This window comes from Actinomadura scrupuli (assembly GCF_050971785.1).
In the GTDB taxonomy this organism is placed as follows: Bacteria; Actinomycetota; Actinomycetes; order Streptosporangiales; family Streptosporangiaceae; genus Actinomadura_E; species Actinomadura_E scrupuli.
Window position 1 is genome coordinate 836714 of sequence record NZ_JBPCCU010000001.1, and the last position, 16165, is coordinate 852878.

10 protein-coding genes are annotated in these 16165 nt (G+C 71.3%); 3 read left to right on the forward strand and 7 right to left on the reverse strand.

Annotation, left to right across the window (positions count from 1 at the left end):
* Positions 1-26: 26 nt before the first annotated feature.
* Positions 27-1418, reverse strand: a complete 1392-nt coding sequence (locus ACRYCC_RS03895; RefSeq protein WP_433808748.1) for an FAD-dependent oxidoreductase — start codon at positions 1416-1418, stop codon at positions 27-29.
* Between the two features lie 312 nt (positions 1419-1730).
* On the opposite strand from ACRYCC_RS03895, the gene ACRYCC_RS03900 reads away from it, so the two are divergent.
* Positions 1731-2390 carry an iron-containing redox enzyme family protein gene (locus ACRYCC_RS03900; protein ID WP_433808750.1) on the forward strand — a complete coding sequence of 220 codons (660 nt, stop codon included), beginning with the start codon at positions 1731-1733 and terminating at the stop codon, positions 2388-2390.
* Between the two features lie 47 nt (positions 2391-2437).
* On the opposite strand, the gene ACRYCC_RS03905 is transcribed toward ACRYCC_RS03900, so the two are convergent.
* Complete coding sequence (locus ACRYCC_RS03905) at positions 2438-3115, reverse strand: uracil-DNA glycosylase (protein ID WP_433808752.1); 678 nt, start codon at positions 3113-3115, stop codon at positions 2438-2440.
* 417 nt (positions 3116-3532) lie between these two features.
* Here ACRYCC_RS03905 and ACRYCC_RS03910 point away from each other — a divergent pair, with 417 nt between their 5' ends.
* Both ACRYCC_RS03910 and ACRYCC_RS03915 read left to right on the forward strand, forming a co-directional pair.
* Positions 3533-4978 carry a WS/DGAT/MGAT family O-acyltransferase gene (locus ACRYCC_RS03910; RefSeq protein WP_433808754.1) on the forward strand — a complete coding sequence of 482 codons (1446 nt, stop codon included), beginning with the start codon at positions 3533-3535 and terminating at the stop codon, positions 4976-4978.
* A 62-nt stretch (positions 4979-5040) separates the two neighbouring features.
* Positions 5041-7203, forward strand: a complete 2163-nt coding sequence (locus tag ACRYCC_RS03915) for a serine/threonine-protein kinase (protein WP_433808756.1) — start codon at positions 5041-5043, stop codon at positions 7201-7203.
* A 71-nt stretch (positions 7204-7274) separates the two neighbouring features.
* Here ACRYCC_RS03915 and ACRYCC_RS03920 read toward each other — a convergent pair whose 3' ends face one another.
* The 5 genes from ACRYCC_RS03920 to ACRYCC_RS03940 form a co-directional block, all read right to left on the reverse strand.
* Entirely contained in the window at positions 7275-8657 is a 1383-nt protein-coding gene (locus ACRYCC_RS03920; RefSeq protein WP_433808758.1) for an alpha,alpha-trehalose-phosphate synthase (UDP-forming), read from the reverse strand.
* Positions 8658-8851: 194 nt separating this feature from the next.
* Entirely contained in the window at positions 8852-9058 is a 207-nt protein-coding gene (locus ACRYCC_RS03925; RefSeq protein ID WP_433808760.1) for a hypothetical protein, read from the reverse strand.
* Between the two features lie 168 nt (positions 9059-9226).
* Complete coding sequence (locus ACRYCC_RS03930; protein ID WP_433808762.1) at positions 9227-11704, reverse strand: GMC oxidoreductase; 2478 nt, start codon at positions 11702-11704, stop codon at positions 9227-9229.
* A gap of 2 nt (positions 11705-11706) precedes the next feature.
* Positions 11707-12807, reverse strand: a complete 1101-nt coding sequence (locus ACRYCC_RS03935; RefSeq protein WP_433808764.1) for an alpha/beta fold hydrolase — start codon at positions 12805-12807, stop codon at positions 11707-11709.
* 201 nt (positions 12808-13008) lie between these two features.
* Entirely contained in the window at positions 13009-15888 is a 2880-nt protein-coding gene (locus ACRYCC_RS03940; RefSeq protein ID WP_433808766.1) for an ATP-binding protein, read from the reverse strand.
* Between the last annotated feature and the right edge of the window lie 277 nt (positions 15889-16165).

Genomic DNA, 16165 nt, shown 5'->3' on the forward strand with positions numbered 1-16165 from the left:
AACTCACTCCGGGTCATCGGTGCCGGTCAGTGGCGGGCGCCTTCCAGTTCGCCGGGCTCGGGGAGCAGGTTCGCGCGGTCCGCGGGAGGGCGGGTCCGATTGAGCAGCACCCGCCGCAGGACCGAGGGCCGGAACAGCGAGGGCGGCTCCTGCCGCAGGGCGAGCACGTCGAGCAGCGCGGCGCAGACGCTCTCGTCGACGTTGGCCGCGGCCACCACCCGGCTGACGTACCGGTTGATGATCCGGTTGTGCGGGCGGATCGGCGCGCCCTCCGTGCCGGGGTAGCGGAAGTCCTCGCCGGTGGCGACCAGCCAGGCCCCCGACCCGCAGCGCATCGCCCGGCGCTGGAACGCCCGGGTCAGGCCGGCGGGACTCGCGGACAGCAGCTCGTCGAGGACGACGGCCTGCAACGCCGCCACGCTCATGCCCTGTCCGTAAATGGGATTGAAGGCGCAGACGGAATCGCCGACCGCGATGAAGCCCTCGGGCCAGGAGGGCAGCCGCTCGTAGTGCCTGCGGTGGTTGGCCGTCCGGCGGAAGGCGGTGATGGGGGTCAGCGGCTCGGCGGTGCGGATGGCGTCGTACAGGACCGGGTCGCGCAGCCCCTTGGCGAAGTCCAGGAAGCCGTCCTCGCTGGTCGGCGGGTAGTCACGGCCGGCTCCGCTGAGGCTGCAGATCCAGCGGCCGCCCTCCTGCGGGAACAGCCCGCCGGTGCGCTTGCTGTGCGGTGCCTCGGCCTGGAGGTAGAGCGCCTGCCAGCCGGGGTCGAAGCCCTCGGGAATGGCGTAGTAGCGGCTGGTGTACCCCAGCAGCGGGTCCACCTTGGTCTCCTTGGGGAACGGATAGCCCAGCAGGACCAGCCACTCGGGGGCCCGGGAGGCGCGGCCCGAGGCGTCGACGACCAGGTCGGCGTGGAGGGGAGTGCTGGTGCCGTTGGTGCCGACCTCCCGGACCTCCACCCCGGCGACCTTCTTGCGCTGCGTCCCCGGGCCGGCCGGAACCAGTCCGGTGACCTCCTGGTGGGTGAGCAGGGTCAGCCGCGGGGCCATGCGCCGCCGGACGGTCCAGTCGAGGAGGGGACGGCTGAAGGTCAGCATGCGGGTCACCTCGAACCGGCGGCGCCAGCCCTCGGAGGTCAGCCAGAGCACGTCCTTGGGGATTCCCAGCTCCGGGACCCCGGCGGCCAGCAGTTCCGCCTCGATCCCCGGGAAGAGGTCTTCGATGATCTCCAGGCCCTTGGTCCAGAGCACGTGCAGGTGGCGGGCCTGGGGGATCCCCGGCCGGAACGCGGGGTCCTCGGGGAACCGGTCGCGGTCGATGACGGTGACCTTGTCGAAGTGGTCGGCCAGAACCCGGGCGGCCAGCAGCCCGGCCAGGCTGCCTCCGATGACGACGGCATGCTCGCGAGACTCCGTCATTATGATCTCCAGGGGCGAGGGAACGGCGGCGTCTGATGATTATCGGCCGAATGGGCCGAATACAACAGGACATCGCCGTACAAATAGCTGATTTCGGACTACTGACATTTCGTCTGACAGGCACATATAAAAGGTATAGATTGACCGGTCCAGTGGGATTTACGGATACTCAAACGGTCAAAAGATCCAGGCGGGACGATCGAGAGGAGCAACGTAATGACCACTGGCACACGGCCCCCTTCGCGTACTCACCACCATCGGACCATCAAGCGGGAACTGGCTGAAAGTGTTCATCCGGCCTGGGTCGAAAGCATGATGGCGAACATCAAGCCGGAGTGGAGCGGGGTTCTCGAGTCTCCGCTGTTCGAGGCCACCGTGCAAGGCCCGCTGCCGGAACGTTCCTGGCGCCACGTGCTGCTGGAATTCTTCGGCGTCGTCGAGTCCTTCCCGAAGTACATGGGCGTCACCCTCGGTAAGACGACCTTCGGCCGCCGGCCGGGCGACATCCTGGCCAGGGACTGGCTGATCGGCAACATCCGGACCGAGGCCCTGCACGCCCAGTGGTTCATCGACTGGGCCATCGGGCTCGGCATCACCTACGAGGAGATGGTCGCCCACCGGCCGGGGCCGGAGGTCGCCGCGCTCCAGGAGTACCTCTGGTCGATGGCCTACCGCGGCACCCTGGCGGAGGCCCTCGGCGCCGTCAACTACGCCATCGAGGGCACCACCGGCGAGTGGACGCGGCTGGTGATGCCGGCCTTCGAGCGACGCCTCGACGGCAGCAAGACCGCCCTGCTGTGGCTCACCGAGCACGCGGAGTACGACGACGCGCACCCGCGCGAGGCCCTGGAGCTCATCAAGATCACGGTGGGGAGCGACGAGGAGCGGCAGAAGGTCGAGGACGCGACCCGGCTGTCACTCCAGTTGTTCCGCCGGGGCTTCGACGCCTGCCACCGGATGGGCACCTCCTGACCCACGCCCGGCGGGCCGCCGGTCCGCCCGGTCGCCGCCGGGTCGGGTCAGGGGAGTTTCCAGTCGAGGGGCTGCGCGCCCTGGCGTTCGAGCAGGGCGTTGGCCTTGCTGAAGGGGCGGGAGCCGAAGAATCCGCGGTCGGCCGACATCGGGCTGGGATGCGCCGATTCCAAGCACGGCACGCCGCCCAGCAGCGGACGCAGATTGCGGGCGTCCCGCCCCCACAGGATCGCCACCAGCGGGGTGCCCCGCGCGGCCAGCGCCTGGATCGCCTGCGCGGTGACCTCTTCCCAGCCCTTTCCGCGGTGCGAGGCGGGCCTGCCGGGCGCCACGGTGAGCGATCGGTTGAGCAGCAGCACTCCGCGTTCGGTCCAGGGGGTGAGATCGCCGTTGGCGGGTTCCGGATGGCCGAGGTCGGCGCCGTACTCCCGGAAGATGTTGATCAGGCTGCCGGGCAGCGGCCGTACCTCGGGCGCCACCGAGAAGCTGAGCCCGACCGGATGCCCGGGCGTCGGGTACGGATCCTGGCCCACGATCAGCACCCGTACGTCCTGGAACGGCTGCTGGAAGGCCCGCAGGATGTGCGGACCGGCCGGCAGGTATCGGCGGCCGGCGGCCACCTCCGTGCGCAGGAACTCGCCCATCTCCGCGATCCGGCCGGCGACCGGCTCCAGCGCGGTGGCCCAGCCGGCCTCGACGATCTCATTCAGCGGACGTCCCGTCATGGTCGGCAACTCTAGTGATCGACCGGCCGATCGAGGGGCGAACCGGGGACGAAGGCGGGCCGGTCCGGATTCCGCCGCCCGGGACGGCCTTGCCGGGCCTCCGCGAGGATGCCGCGTACCCAGCCGATCACGAGAAGGCCACTAAATGCCGGAAACGCCTGATCAATACCAATTGAGGGCATGCTCGACGGGTGGAAAGGGTCCCGGTCCGCCGTCGGCTCACCATGGTCGGTTCTCCGGGATTGGAACGTGCCGACCAGGGGGAAAAGCCTGGTGTAACGGCCCGACGACGCCGCGTTAAGTCCGTGTTACGTAGTTTCAGCCTTCATTGACCTACTTGTCGGTAATGCGTAGCCAGTAGGAGTCGGGTGCGCACAGACGAGCAGATGGGGTCACATGATGAGTCAGCTGACTGCTTTGGACGCTAACTTCCTTCACATCGAGGGAGGCACCACCGTCGCGCACATCGGGGGCCTGGGCATCCTGGATACGACCTCCTGCCCCAACGGCAGGCTGACCCGTGGCGACATGGTGGAGCTGGTACGCGAGCGCGCGCATCTCGCCAAGCCGATCCGCCAGCGGCTGGTCGAGGTGCCCCTCGGCCTGGACCTGCCCTACTGGATCGACGACCCGGACTTCGACCCGTCCGAGCACGTGCGCGAGGTCGCGTTGCCGTACCCGGGTGACGCGAGGCAGCTCGGCGAGGAGATCGCCCGGCTGCACGAGACGCCGCTCGACCGGCGCCGCCCGCTGTGGGAGCTGTATCTCGTGCAGGGCCTGGCCGGCGGCCACACCGCGATCTACGTCAAGGTGCACCACGCCGCCATCGACGGGGTCCTCGCCGCGGAGACCCTGGCCGCGCTGCTCGACCTCTCGCCCGAGCCGCGCCCGCTGCCGGACACGGTGGAGGAGCCCCAGCGGGCGCCCGGCGCGCTGGCCATGCTCGGCGCCGGCCTGGTCAGGACCGTGCTGCACCCGGTCCTCACGAGCCGGGCGTTCGTCCATACCGCCACCCACCTGGACCAGATCCCGGGTCCGGGGCAGTACCCCGGGGTGGACAAGGTGACGCAGGCCCTGCGCGCGATGATGCGGGTGGACACCAAGGGGAAGCATCAGGTGCCGAGGCTGACGCCGCCGCCGACCCCGTTCAACGGCACGATCGGCCCGCGCCGGCGGTTCGCGTTCGGTTCGCTGCCGTTGGAGGAGATCAAGTGGGTCCGCCAGCATCTGGGCGGCAGCCTCAACGACGTGGTGATGGCCCTGTGCGCGTCGGCGCTGCGCCGCTGGCTGGTCGAGCACGACGCGCTGCCGGACGGGCCGCTCGTCGCCGCCGTGCCGGTGTCGCTGCGGCAGAACGGCGATGAGACCTGCGAGGAGAGCGCCAACAAGCTCGCGGTGATGATCGCCCCGCTGGCGACGCACGTGGCCGACCACCGCGAGCGCTTCGAGGCGGTGCGCAACAGCATGCGCGCGGTCAAACGCCGGTTCGTCGCCTCCTCCGGTGCCTGGCTGCACGAGCTCAGCTCGCTGATGCCCACGCCGGTCGCCTCGGTGGCCACCCGGCTGGCGCTGCAGTTCGCGCCGAGCTCCCTCCTGCGGTCCACGAACCTGGTCGTCTCGAACGTGCCGGGCCCGCAGATCCCGCTCTACGTGCGCGGCGCCCGGATCCTCGGGTACTACCCGGTCTCGGTGATCAGCGATGTCACCGGCGGCCTCAACATCACGGTGTTCTCCTACAACGGCAACATCGACGTCGGCATCATCGCCTGCCCCGACATGGTCCCCGACGTGTGGAAGATGATCGACTACATGGGTGAGGCGCTCGACGAGCTCAAGACCCTCGCGGGGTCCCAGATGTCCTGATCGCCCAGGGTCGGTGATAAATGCCGGGACCCGGCCGGTGAAGGTCCGGCATCATGACGGCCATGGATCAACCGGCTCGCTGGCGCGTGGCGGGGTTCACCGAGCTCCGCGAGCTCGGGGCCGGAGCCCAGGGCAGGGTCGTGCTCGCCAGGCACGACACGAGCGGCATGGTCGTCGCCGTGAAGTACGTCTTCGGCACCGGTGATCTCACCCGTTTCCGGGAGGAGGCCCGGCTGCTGCGGCGGGTGGCCAACCCGTACGTCGCCAAGCTGTACGACTACGTCGAGGAGCCCGGCAAGGGCGCCGCGATCCTCATGGAGGCGGTGGACGGGGTCTCACTGCGGGTGGCGCTGGACCGGCACGGCACGCTCACCCCCGAGGCGTCCCTGGCGGTGCTGAAGGGCTCGCTGCTCGGGCTGGCCGCCGCGCACGAGCTCGGGGTGGTGCACCGCGACTACAAGCCCGCGAACGTCGTGGTGGAGGACGACGGGCTCAGCAAGCTCATCGACTTCGGCGTGGCCACCCTCACCGGACGGCAGGACCGCAGCGGCACCCCGGCCTACATGGCACCCGAGCAGTGGCGGGCCGAACCCGCCACCCCCTCCACCGACGTGTACGCGGCGACCTGCGTGTTCTTCGAGTGCGTCACCGGCCACCGGCCCTACACCGCCGACGACCAGGTCGCGCTCATGGGCCTGCACCTCACCGAGCCGGTCCCGGTCGCGGACGTGCCCGAACCGCTGCGCGAACTCGTCGCGCGGGGCATGGCCAAAACGGCGGGGGAACGGCCGCCGAGCGCCGCCGCGTTCGTGACCGAGCTGGAGACCGTGGCCGGCGCGGCGTACGGCCCGGACTGGGAGACGCGCGGCTGGCGGGCGCTCGGGGCGGCGGCGGCCGCGCTGGCCGCGCTCTCCCCGCTGGCCGGGCTGCTGATCGGAGCGGGGCAGGCCGCCGGACACGCGGCGGCGCAGGCGGGTCACGCCGCGGCGCAGGCGGCCGGTCAGGCCGCCGCGGGCCACGGCGTCGGGTCGGCGGTCGGCCACGGCGCCGTGGCCACGGGCCGGCGGGTCTTCTACAAGACGGTGCTCGGCAAGGCGGTCATCGGCGGCACCGCCGCGGTCGTCGCCGCCGGTGGCGCCGCCGCGGTGGTCGTGGCCGCCCAGCCGGCCGCGAAACCCGTCGCCGGGCCCCCGCCGCGCCCGCCGACGCTCGCGTACGCCACCGCCACCGCGGTCCAGATCCGTTCCGGGACCGGCGCGGCGCGGACGCTCGCGGCGGTGCCGGCCGGAATGAGGGTCGGCAACCTGGTCTGGTCCGCCGACGGTACGCGGCTCGGCTGGATCGCCGAGCGCTACCCGAAGAGCACGATCTACCTCGCCGACGTCCGAGGGGGCGGCCGGGTGCGTTCCTGGGACTGCACCTGCGACTCGGCCGCCTTCCAGGGAGACCGGCTGGTCACCGGCGGAGGCCTCACCGGAGGCCCGCATCTGCTCTACTACTCCGCGGCCAGTGCCAGACCGGTCAGTACGCGGGTGACCGGCCTGCCGCCCCTGGGCCCCGTCACCAACACCTTCAACCTGCACACCGTGACCGCCTCCGGCGCGCTGATCGTGGGGTACGGGACCGGGGTCAGCGCCGCCGGCGGTCCGCAGACGCTCTACCAGGTGGACACCGCGGGACACGCCACCCGTTTCGGCAGCCCCCGCGATCCCACGACCGACAACACGGTCCCGTGGAACTTCACGACCAGCCCGGACGGCAGGCGGATCGGCTACCTGATCAGCTCGCACGGCGGCTACTGCGCCAACACCGACTCGGTCGTCCTGCTGGACGCCGCCACCGGGCGGGCGAGCCGCCCCGCCATGCCGGCCCGCGGCTACACCGGGTCGGTGTGGTTCGACCCCGCAGGCACCGCCTACACCGCCTTCGTCCCCCAACCGGCGGGTTGCCGGTCCACCAGCGCGACCGGCGCGGGCCAGGTGGCGGAGACGGCGGTGACCCCGCAGGTCTACCGCGCGGAGGGCGGCCGGTGGGTTCGGACCGCAGACCATGTGCTCCAGCAGCTCTACGGGCGGGCCGGCTGGCGGGCCACGCTCAACGGCACCATGACGTCCGGCGCGCTCGGCGGCGGCCGGCCCGCCGGTGCCCTGGTCGTCACCCATGGCACGGTCAGCACGCCCCTCGCCCAGGGGGTGAGCGCCATCGCCTGGGCGCCCCGCGGCTGAGGAACCGGCTGACGGCCGCCGGTGGACGATCGCCCGGTGGACCGCCGCCCGGTGACCAGGCGGCCGTGGCGCTACTCCTCCAGCGCGGTCAGGAACTCCCGGGCCCAGCGGTTGACGTCGTACTGGCTCACCCGGCGGCGCATGGTCCGCATCCGGCGGGCCAGCTCGTCCGGGTCGGTGCCCATGGCCGTCATCAGCGCCCGCTTCATCCCGTCGATGTCGTACGGGTTGACCAGGAAGGACTGCTTGAGCTCGTCGGCGGCCCCGGCGAACTCACTGAGCACCAGCGCACCGTGCAGATCCTGACGGCACGCGACGTACTCCTTGGCCACCAGGTTCATGCCGTCCCGCAGCGGGGTCACCACCATGACGTCGGCGGCCAGGTACAGCGCGACCAGTTCCTCCCGGTTGTAGGAGGTGTGCAGGTAGTGGATGACCGGCGAGCCGAGCTGGGCGTACTCGCCGTTGATCCGCCCCACCTGCTGCTCGATCTCGTCGCGGAGCAGCCGGTACTGCTCGACCCGCTCGCGGCTCGGGGTGGCGAGCTGCACGAAGACCGCCTCGCCCGGCCGGAGCTTGCCGTCGCTGAACAGCTCCCCGAACGCCTGCAGCCGCTGCCCGATGCCCTTGGTGTAGTCGAGCCGGTCGATGCCGAGCAGGATCTTCGCCGCGCCGAGATCGGCGCGGATCTCCGAGGCGCGCCGCCACACCTTGGGGCTGCGGGTCAGCTCGGCCAGCTCCCCGACGTCCACGGAGATCGGGAAGGCCTGAGCGTGGACCATGCGGTCGCCGACCTGCGCGGCCGGGCCCTGCACCTTGACGTCGCAGTACCGGCGGGCCAGCCGCAGGAAGTTCGCCGCCGCCCCGGGCCGCTGGAAGCCGACCAGGTCCGCGCCGAGCAGGCCCTCGATGATCTGCTTGCGCCACGGCAACTGCTGGAACAGCTCCGGCGGCGGGAACGGGATGTGCAGGAAGAACCCGATGCGCAGATCCGGCCGGAGCCGGCGCAGCATCGCCGGTACCAGCTGCAGCTGGTAGTCCTGCACCCACACCATGGCTCCGGGCGCGGCCGTCTCCGCGGCGGCCGCGGCGAACCGCTCGTTGACCTCCACATAGGACTCCCAGAAGTGGCGGTCGTAGATGGGTGTGGCGATCACGTCGTGGTAGAGCGGCCAGATGGTCGCGTTGGAGAACCCCTCGTAGTAGAGCTCGATCTCCTCGGCGGAGAGGGTGACCGGCACCAGCTCCATCCCGTCCTCGCTGAACGGGTCCAGCTTCTCGTCCGGCGCTCCCGACCAGCCCAGCCAGGCGCCCTTCCGGTTGCGCATCACCGGCGCGATGGCGCTCACCAGCCCACCTGGGCTGCGCCGCCAGGACGGCTCTCCGTCCGGCCCGACCACCCGGTCCACCGGGAGCCGGTTGGCGACAACGACGAACTCACTTTCGCGCGTCACGAAAGGCCACCTCTCTCAACGATCCAGGTCTCACGTGTGCCGCGGCATCCCGCCCACCGGTAGGGATCTTCACCTAACGGTAAGGCATGGAGTTAGGGGCACTCACGACCCGGGTTTCCGGCCTTCCCTGGAAGGCTCCCGGAAAACCCCGCTGAGCGATGTGAATAGGGCAAAGTGGGCAAACGGGACGTACGTCACAGCCAGACGACGTCGTCGTCCGCCCAGAAGTCGACGAGCTCCTCGGCGGTCCAGGTGCCGTGTGGCTTGTCCGGCATGGAGTGCCCTGAGTGCTGTGCCCACGAGTGCACGAAGACGTGGCGGATGAGCCGGGCGTGGGCGTCGTCACCGCTGAAAGTGGCCTGGGGGATGGCCAGGCCGCCACTCCACTCGGCATAGGCCACGATGGGCACCTCCGTCCCGTTCGGCTGTCAGGATCCAACGGCCCGATCGTGACATATCGTTTCGCTGCCGGAGCGATGTTGCGGACCATTGACCGACGAAGATATCGATCGTCACTCACCGTATCCGAGACTGCCGATCGGGTGACGGGCACCCCCGTGATCCGGCGGTCAGGAGCAGTGCTGGGCCGGCCCGTAGACGTCCCACAGCTCACCGAGGAAGAACGAGCCGAACCGGGCCAGCGCGGCGACGCCGTGCGGGCCGGTGGTGCGGAACGTGGTCAGCTGCTGGGCGAAGTCGGCGAGCTCGATGTGCAGCGTCCCCGCTCCCACGATGCGGGCGTGCTCGTCCTGGTCCTCCTCCACGTGCCCTTCCAGCACCCGGTAGAACAGCGTCGAGGTGTCCGGCCAGATGTCGATGGGCATACCGTGGAAGACGTTCTTCCAGCCGGTGAGGGTGCGGGGCTGTTCCGTGCCGTCGGTGAAGTACAACCGGTACTTCATCAGCCGGCGATCCGGCGCGCCGGCCGGCGCGAACAGATTGAAACAGCCCCGCGTGATGTGACGCCGGCCCCCGTGGCCTGCGGCGTCAATCCATCCCTCGGCCCGGGCGGTGTGCCCGGGTTCTGTCAGAAAGCGGTCGATGTCGTCGGCGGTGATGGTCAACCGGAATGAAAGGCGTTCCCGGTCGGCCGACTGCTCTCCGGTACGCGGATTGCTCACCCCGGCGGTGTAGTACCCCTTCATCTCCTCCGTGAACGACAACGACGTGCGCTCCGGGTGGACCGCAGGGTGAGGAATCCCCGAGTTCCCCGCACTCCCCGAACCCCCGCTCTCCGTGAAGGAGCCGGTCCTGTGTTCCGGAGCGCACGCCGTGCCGTTCACCGCCCCGCCCGGCGAACCGAGGCGGTGGTCCAGGCTCCCCGGCCCGCCCTCACCTCTCGGCCCGGCCCCCGTGGCGGTCGCCTTGTCGTTCTCGAGCAGCCGGGTCGCCATCCGGTCGGCCAGTGCCGCGATGGTGAGTGACGGATTGGCCCCGACCGGTCCCGGTAGTGCGGCACCGTCGGCGACGTAGAGGCCGGGGTATCCGAAGACCTCTCCGTACGGGTCGCAGACGCCCTCGTCGGCGTGCCGGCCCATCGGGGCGCCGCCCAGCGGATGCACCGTGATGATCCGCTTGCGGAACCACATGGGGTTGTCGGCGTACTCGGCGCCCAGCACGTCGCCGATCCGGCGCATGGTCGCCCGCACCCGGTCGAAGTAGGCCTCGCTGGTCTTGGTGGTCCAGCGGGCGTCGAGCTTGCCGCGCCGCAGGCTGAGCACCCCGTCCGGAGTGTCCCGGCCCATCCCGAGCAGCGGCAGCGAGCTGATCGAGAGCGCCCCGTCACCGATCATCTCGGAGATCTCCGCCGACAGGTTGGTGTCGGGGTCTCCGGTGATGAACTCGCGGAACCGCTCCCAGAGGAAGTGCGCCGCCCGCGAGATCTCGTTGGGGACGTCGGCGCTCTCCAGCATCCAGTTGACGAAGTTCGGGAAGCCCGCGTCCTGGATGTAGGCACCGCGTCCCGCGCCGGGCAGGCCGTCGGCCTCGTCCGGCAGCCGGATCGCGCTGGTGATGACCGGCCCCCGGCTGGCGTCCAGCGCCCGGGTGCGGGTGCGGTCCTTGGCCCGCAGCAGGAAGGTGAGCAGGTCCCCGTTGCCGGAGAACCGGGTGCCGAGCGTCCGGCTGAGCGCGGGGAAGTTCTTCTGGCTGCGCAGCAGGAGGTACGCGGTGCCGTACGTCCCGGCGGCGAGCACCAGACGGTCACAGGAGATCGTCTGCTTCGCCGGGGCGCGGTCGGCGTCGTCCGGGTCGTGCCGGACGTAGTCGACCTCGAAGCCGCCGCCCGGCCGGGGGCGGATCTCCTGCACCTCGTGCAGCGGGCGCAGATCGGCGCCGCGATGCTTGGCGGCCGAGAGGTAGGTGTGGTCGAGGCTGTTCTTGGAGCCGTCGTTGCAGCCGAGATCGCACTCACCGCACAGCCGGCAGGTCTTGCGCTGTACGCCGTGCAGATCGGGGTAGTCCGCGTTCACGATCGGCAGGCCGATGCCGGGGGTCCCGCCGCGGGCCGGCGCGAAGCTGACCGCGAGCGGCGGCAGCCGCCAGTCCAGCCCCAGCTCGGCGGCGGCGTCCTGCATGGCGTGCGTCTTGGGAGTGTCGGCGTAGGCGGGCTGGTCCAGCGGGTACGGCGTGACGCCGATCATGTCCTCGACGGCCTTGTAGTGCCGGTCGAGGTCCTTGCGGGTCACCGGCCACGACTCGTACCCGCCGCCGGGCAGCCGCTGCTCGTTGACGAACCAGTGCTCGTCCTTGCGGAGCAGCACGTTCGCGTAGATCAGTGAGCCGCCGCCGAGGCCGCTGGAGACCACCGAGTCGAACCCGCCGAAGCCCCAGACGTCGAACATGCCGTACAGGCCCTCACGCGGATCCCAGAACGCGCGGCCCATGTCGGACGGCGAGCGCGGGAAGGTGCCCGGCGGGTAGGGCCGGCCGCGCTCCAGCAGCACCACCGAGAGCCCGGCGTCCGCCAGCCGGTACGCGGAGACGGAGCCGCCGAAGCCCGAGCCGATCACCACCGCGTCGGCATGCTCGAAGGTCTGGTCGGTCATGCTCAGGCCGCCTGTCGCTTGGGGCTGTGTTCGTTGAGGAAGGCCACCATTCTCGGGAAGACGTCGCGGTGCGAGTCGATACCCATGAAGGGATCCACGTGCCCGTAACCGGGCAGGATCTCCAGCCTGTGCCGCCCGGGGGCGGCCTCCTCCAGCAGTCGGTGGCAGACGATGTTGGAGTCGGTGAAGACGCGGTTGCGGTCACCGGTCAGGAACAGGACCGGGGTGGTGATGTCGGCCGCGTTGACCAGGAAGTCGCGCGGCAGCCGCGGGTCGTCGGCGTCGTACTTCACGACCCGGCCGGCCTCCACCATCTTGTGCAGGTGGCGGTAGTAGTGGACGCCGCAGGGGCCGCACAGATCGGCCATCCGCTCGTGCGTCACCGGATCGAGCGTCTCGTGCGCGAACATCGCGGGCTTGCCGCTGCCCCACATGAAGCTCAGCATGTGGCAGGCGCTGTTGTCGCACTCCCGGTGGAACAGTGACACCGCGCGGGCGAACAGCCGGCGGCGGGTGAACCAGGGCGCGTCGCCGAACCTCGGGTCCAGGATCGGCATGCCGAGCACGTACTCCGAGAGCGTGGGACCGAAGGCCAGCTTGCGGCGGGCCCAGGGGGCCAGCCGCGGGGTCAGCGCGACGCTGTTGGAGATGACGCTGGTGATGTCGTCGATGACGCCGCCGAACAGGCTCATCATGAACGTCACCGATCCGAGGCAGTGCGCGATGATGTGCACCCGCCGGTCACCGACCACGTCGCGCAGCGCCCGCAGCGCCGCCGGGTGATCGAAGAGGGCGACGTCGTCCAGGGTGTAGCGGTGGGTCTCCATGTCGTAGGGGAACCGGTTGCTCATCCGGAAGTCCAGCGCCCACACGTCGGTGAAACCCTGGTCGAGCAGGAAGGACACCAGGTTGGTGTGCTCCGGCATGATGAACATGTCCCGGGACAGCGTCAGGCCGTGGACCAGCAGTACGACGTCGTCGCAGTCGGCACGATGAAACCGGGTGAGGCTCAGGCCGAGGCCGTCCTCGGTCGCGAACAGGCGCTCGGACATCTCGGCGTCGGGCACGCCATCGAGCGTGTAGCGCGGGATCCGGCGTTCCATCTGTCTGTCCTCTCGGGAGCGTGCGTCAACTATGCGAGCCGAGGGGTCCGCCTGACATCCGGGTAAACCCTGACTTGTTGCTTAGACCGTGGTGACGGGGCCGGTGGTTTCCTCAGTGGCGGCACGTTCCTGCGGATATGTACAAATCCGCAGAGGCCGGCGCGGTGCCCGGTGACGGTGAAATTCCGGCCGCCCCCGGGGTCACTGGTCGGCGGGAGCGTCCTCGGCGGTGAGCGCCTTCACCAGACCGACCCGGGAGCCGACCCCCAGCTTGGCGAACACATGGGAGAGGTGGGTCTCCACCGTCCGGATGCTGAGCACCAGCTTCTCGGCGATCTGCTGGTTGGTGTGGCCCTCGACGACGAGCATGGCCACCTCCTGCTCCCGGCGGGACAGGCCGTGCGAACCCCCGCCGCGCCCACGCCCGCCCTTGCCGGGAACGCGCACCCCGAGCCGGCGCTGCTCGCGGACCGCGACCGCGTGCAGGGTGCGTGCCCCGCACTCCTGGAAGCCGTCGGCGGCCGCCCGCAGCGCGTCGAGCGCCCCCGCGCGGTCTCCGGTCTCGGCCAGGGCCATGCCCGCGTAGAGCCGGGCGCGGCCGAGGTCGAGCCGCTGGTCGACGGTGGCCAGGGCCTCGGCGGCCGCCTGGGCGTGCTCTGCGGAGGCGGCCGGATCGGAGCCGCGCAGCGCGTGCGCGCGGGCCAGCCGCATCAGCCCCATGTAGCCGGGCAGATCCGGGTGGGCGATCCGGGCCGCCCGGTCCGCCCAGACGGCGGCCGCGGCGGGCCGGTCGCGGGCGGCCTCGACCTGCGCCATGATCTCGCAGCACGACAGCAGGCTGCTCAGGTCCAGCAGCGACGCGTCGAAGTCGCCGCAGGCCTCCAGCGCCGCCGCGGTGCCCTCGTCGAGCCGGCCGGCGTTGATCAGTGCCACCGCCCGCGCGTACCGCGCCTGCGCCCCGCCCCACTCCCCGAGGCCGCCGCTGCGCACCGCCTGCTCACCCAGGCCGACGGAGGTGTCATGGTCACCGGACCACCCGGCGATCAGGCTCTGCGCCGACAGCGCCATGGCCAGCGACTGGCCCGAGTGCAGCATCCGCGCCAGCTCGGCGGCCTCCTCGGCCGCGGCCGCCGCCTTCGCGAGCCGGCCGAGCATGGCGTACGCCCGCGCCTGGCCGGACAGGATGGAGGTCACGATGTAGATCTGACCGGTCGCCCGCGCGATCGCCAGCACCCGGTCGAACCGCCGGAGCGCGCTGTCGTAACGGCCCATGAACAGCTCGGTGAAGCACAGGAAGGCCAGCGCGTCCATCCACTCGGCGAGGTGCTCGTCGGGAGCGGCCTCGAACCGCCGGTCGGCCGCCTCGAGATAGCGGATGGCATCCGGGATGCGGCCCGCCGCCCAGGCGGGCATGACCCGCAGGGCGGCGACCGCCAGCGGCAGCGACGGCTCCCAGCCCTCGGCGTCGTCGGGCACCATGTCGAGCACCGCCTGAGCGGCGCGGAAATCGGTGCGCCACAGGCTCTCCGCGACCAGCCGCAGCCGGAGCAGCACCGCCGCCGCCGACCGGGGATCGGGCATCTGGCGCAGCTCGGCGAGCACCAGCGCCCGGCTCTCCTGCGGCCGGTCCAGCAACCGCTCGATCATCGCGCAGAAGCGTACGGCCCGGGCCCTGCGGTCATGGTCGCCGGCCGGCAGCAGCCGCAGTGCCCGGTGGGCGGTCTCCCGGCCGTCGAGCAGCAGACCGCTGACCGCCTGCAGTCGGGCCAGCTCCAGCAGCAGCCCGAGCTGGGCCTCGGTCTCGCTCTCGGGCACCAGCCGCAGCGCCGCCTTCAGCCAGTGCGTGGCGGTGGCCGGGGCCTGCGCGGCCACCGCCCGGGCGGCGTCGGTCAGCGTGGCGATGGCCGCGCGGTCGCCGAAGCGGCCCGAGCGTTCCACGTGCCGCGCCCGTGCGGTCGCGGGCGCGCCGACCTCGGCCAAGCGCGCCGCGATGCGGGCGTGCACGCCCAGCCGCCAGCCGGCCGCGGCGGAGCCGTAGACGGCATGCCGGACGAGCGGATGCCGGAACCTGAACCGGCCCGCCGACGCCGCGCGTACCACGTCGCGTGCGGCCATCTCGTCCAGCGCGGCCAGCGCCTGCTCCTCCGACACCTCGGCGGCCACCGCGACCAGCGCCGGCTCGAACTCGTCGGCCGCCACCGCCGCGGCCTGGGCGACCTGCAGCGTGGCGGACGACATGCCGGTCAGCTCCATCTGCAGGGCGGCCCGGACGGCGGGCGGCAGCTCGCCCTCGTCCGCACCCGCCGCCGCGGGCGCGGCGGCTCCGCCCATCCGGGCGAGCGCCTCCAGGTAGAAGGGGTTGCCGCCGCTGGCCTCGTACAGCTCCTCGCACTGCGCGCGGCTCACCTGCGGGCCGAGGAACTCCGCCACCTCGGTCTGGCTGAGCGGGGTCACCATGAGGCGGCAGCCGTGCGCGGCCGCGATGTCGACGAGCGTGGCCAGCCGGGGCGCCGCCTGCGCGGGCCGGTAGGCGGCCGCGATCAGCACCCGGCCGGCCGGAGGGTGCCGGACGAGGTGGTCGAGCAGCTCGACGGAGCTGTCGTCGGCCCAGTGCACGTCGTCCAGGATCAGCGCCAGCCCGGACGGCGCGGCCAGCCGGTCGAGCAGCTGGCGGACCGCCCGGTAGAGCTTGTAGCGGTCGAGCCCGGTCAGGCCCGCGCCGGGACCGCCGGCCGGGCCGCTGGAGAGGGCGGGGAACACCGATCCGAGCAGGGCGATCGGCACCTCGCCGAGGTCACCCGGGAGGTCGGTCTCCAGATGGTCGTCGAGCGCGTCGACGATGACGCCGAACGGTATCTCCTGCTCGAACTCCGCGGCACGGCCCCAGAGCGTGGTCATCTTGCGCCGGCCGGCCTCGGCGGCCAGCTCCGCCAGCAGCCTGGTCTTGCCGGCCCCGGGGTCGCCGACCACGCCGAGGAAGCGGAACGTTCCGTTCGCAGCACCGTCAAGGGCCTCCCCGACGGTGAGCAGGGCGTCATGTCGCCCGATCAGCGGGGGATTAGCGTTCGGAGGGCCGTCCATGCCCACACCCCACAGAGATGCGCGGTCGACAGTCTGGTTCCGTGTCGCGCTGAGTTCAAAGGTCTGCGGGGATCACTTTACAGATCCGGTGTGGCACCCGCTGGTCCCCTCGGATGTCCGAGCCGGAAGTGACATTTGTGTCGCGTCCCGACACGGTGACATCGGCGGGTCGGTCACGGTATGGCGTTGCACACCACGTATGTCTCCTACACCCCGTACGACCCGTATGCCGCGTGCCGCCGGGCTGCCGGGCACCTTGTGGGCGGGCTCGCCGGGC

Coding starts and splice junctions, on each gene's coding strand:
- ACRYCC_RS03905 (WP_433808752.1), bottom strand. CDS start 3,115: ATGACGGGACGTCCGCTGAATGAGATCGTCGAGGCCGGCTGGGCCACC.
- ACRYCC_RS03935 (WP_433808764.1), bottom strand. CDS start 12,807: ATGGAACGCCGGATCCCGCGCTACACGCTCGATGGCGTGCCCGACGCC.
- ACRYCC_RS03915 (WP_433808756.1), top strand. CDS start 5,041: ATGGATCAACCGGCTCGCTGGCGCGTGGCGGGGTTCACCGAGCTCCGC.
- ACRYCC_RS03930 (WP_433808762.1), bottom strand. CDS start 11,704: ATGACCGACCAGACCTTCGAGCATGCCGACGCGGTGGTGATCGGCTCG.
- ACRYCC_RS03895 (WP_433808748.1), bottom strand. CDS start 1,418: ATGACGGAGTCTCGCGAGCATGCCGTCGTCATCGGAGGCAGCCTGGCC.
- ACRYCC_RS03900 (WP_433808750.1), top strand. CDS start 1,731: ATGATGGCGAACATCAAGCCGGAGTGGAGCGGGGTTCTCGAGTCTCCG.
- ACRYCC_RS03940 (WP_433808766.1), bottom strand. CDS start 15,888: ATGGACGGCCCTCCGAACGCTAATCCCCCGCTGATCGGGCGACATGAC.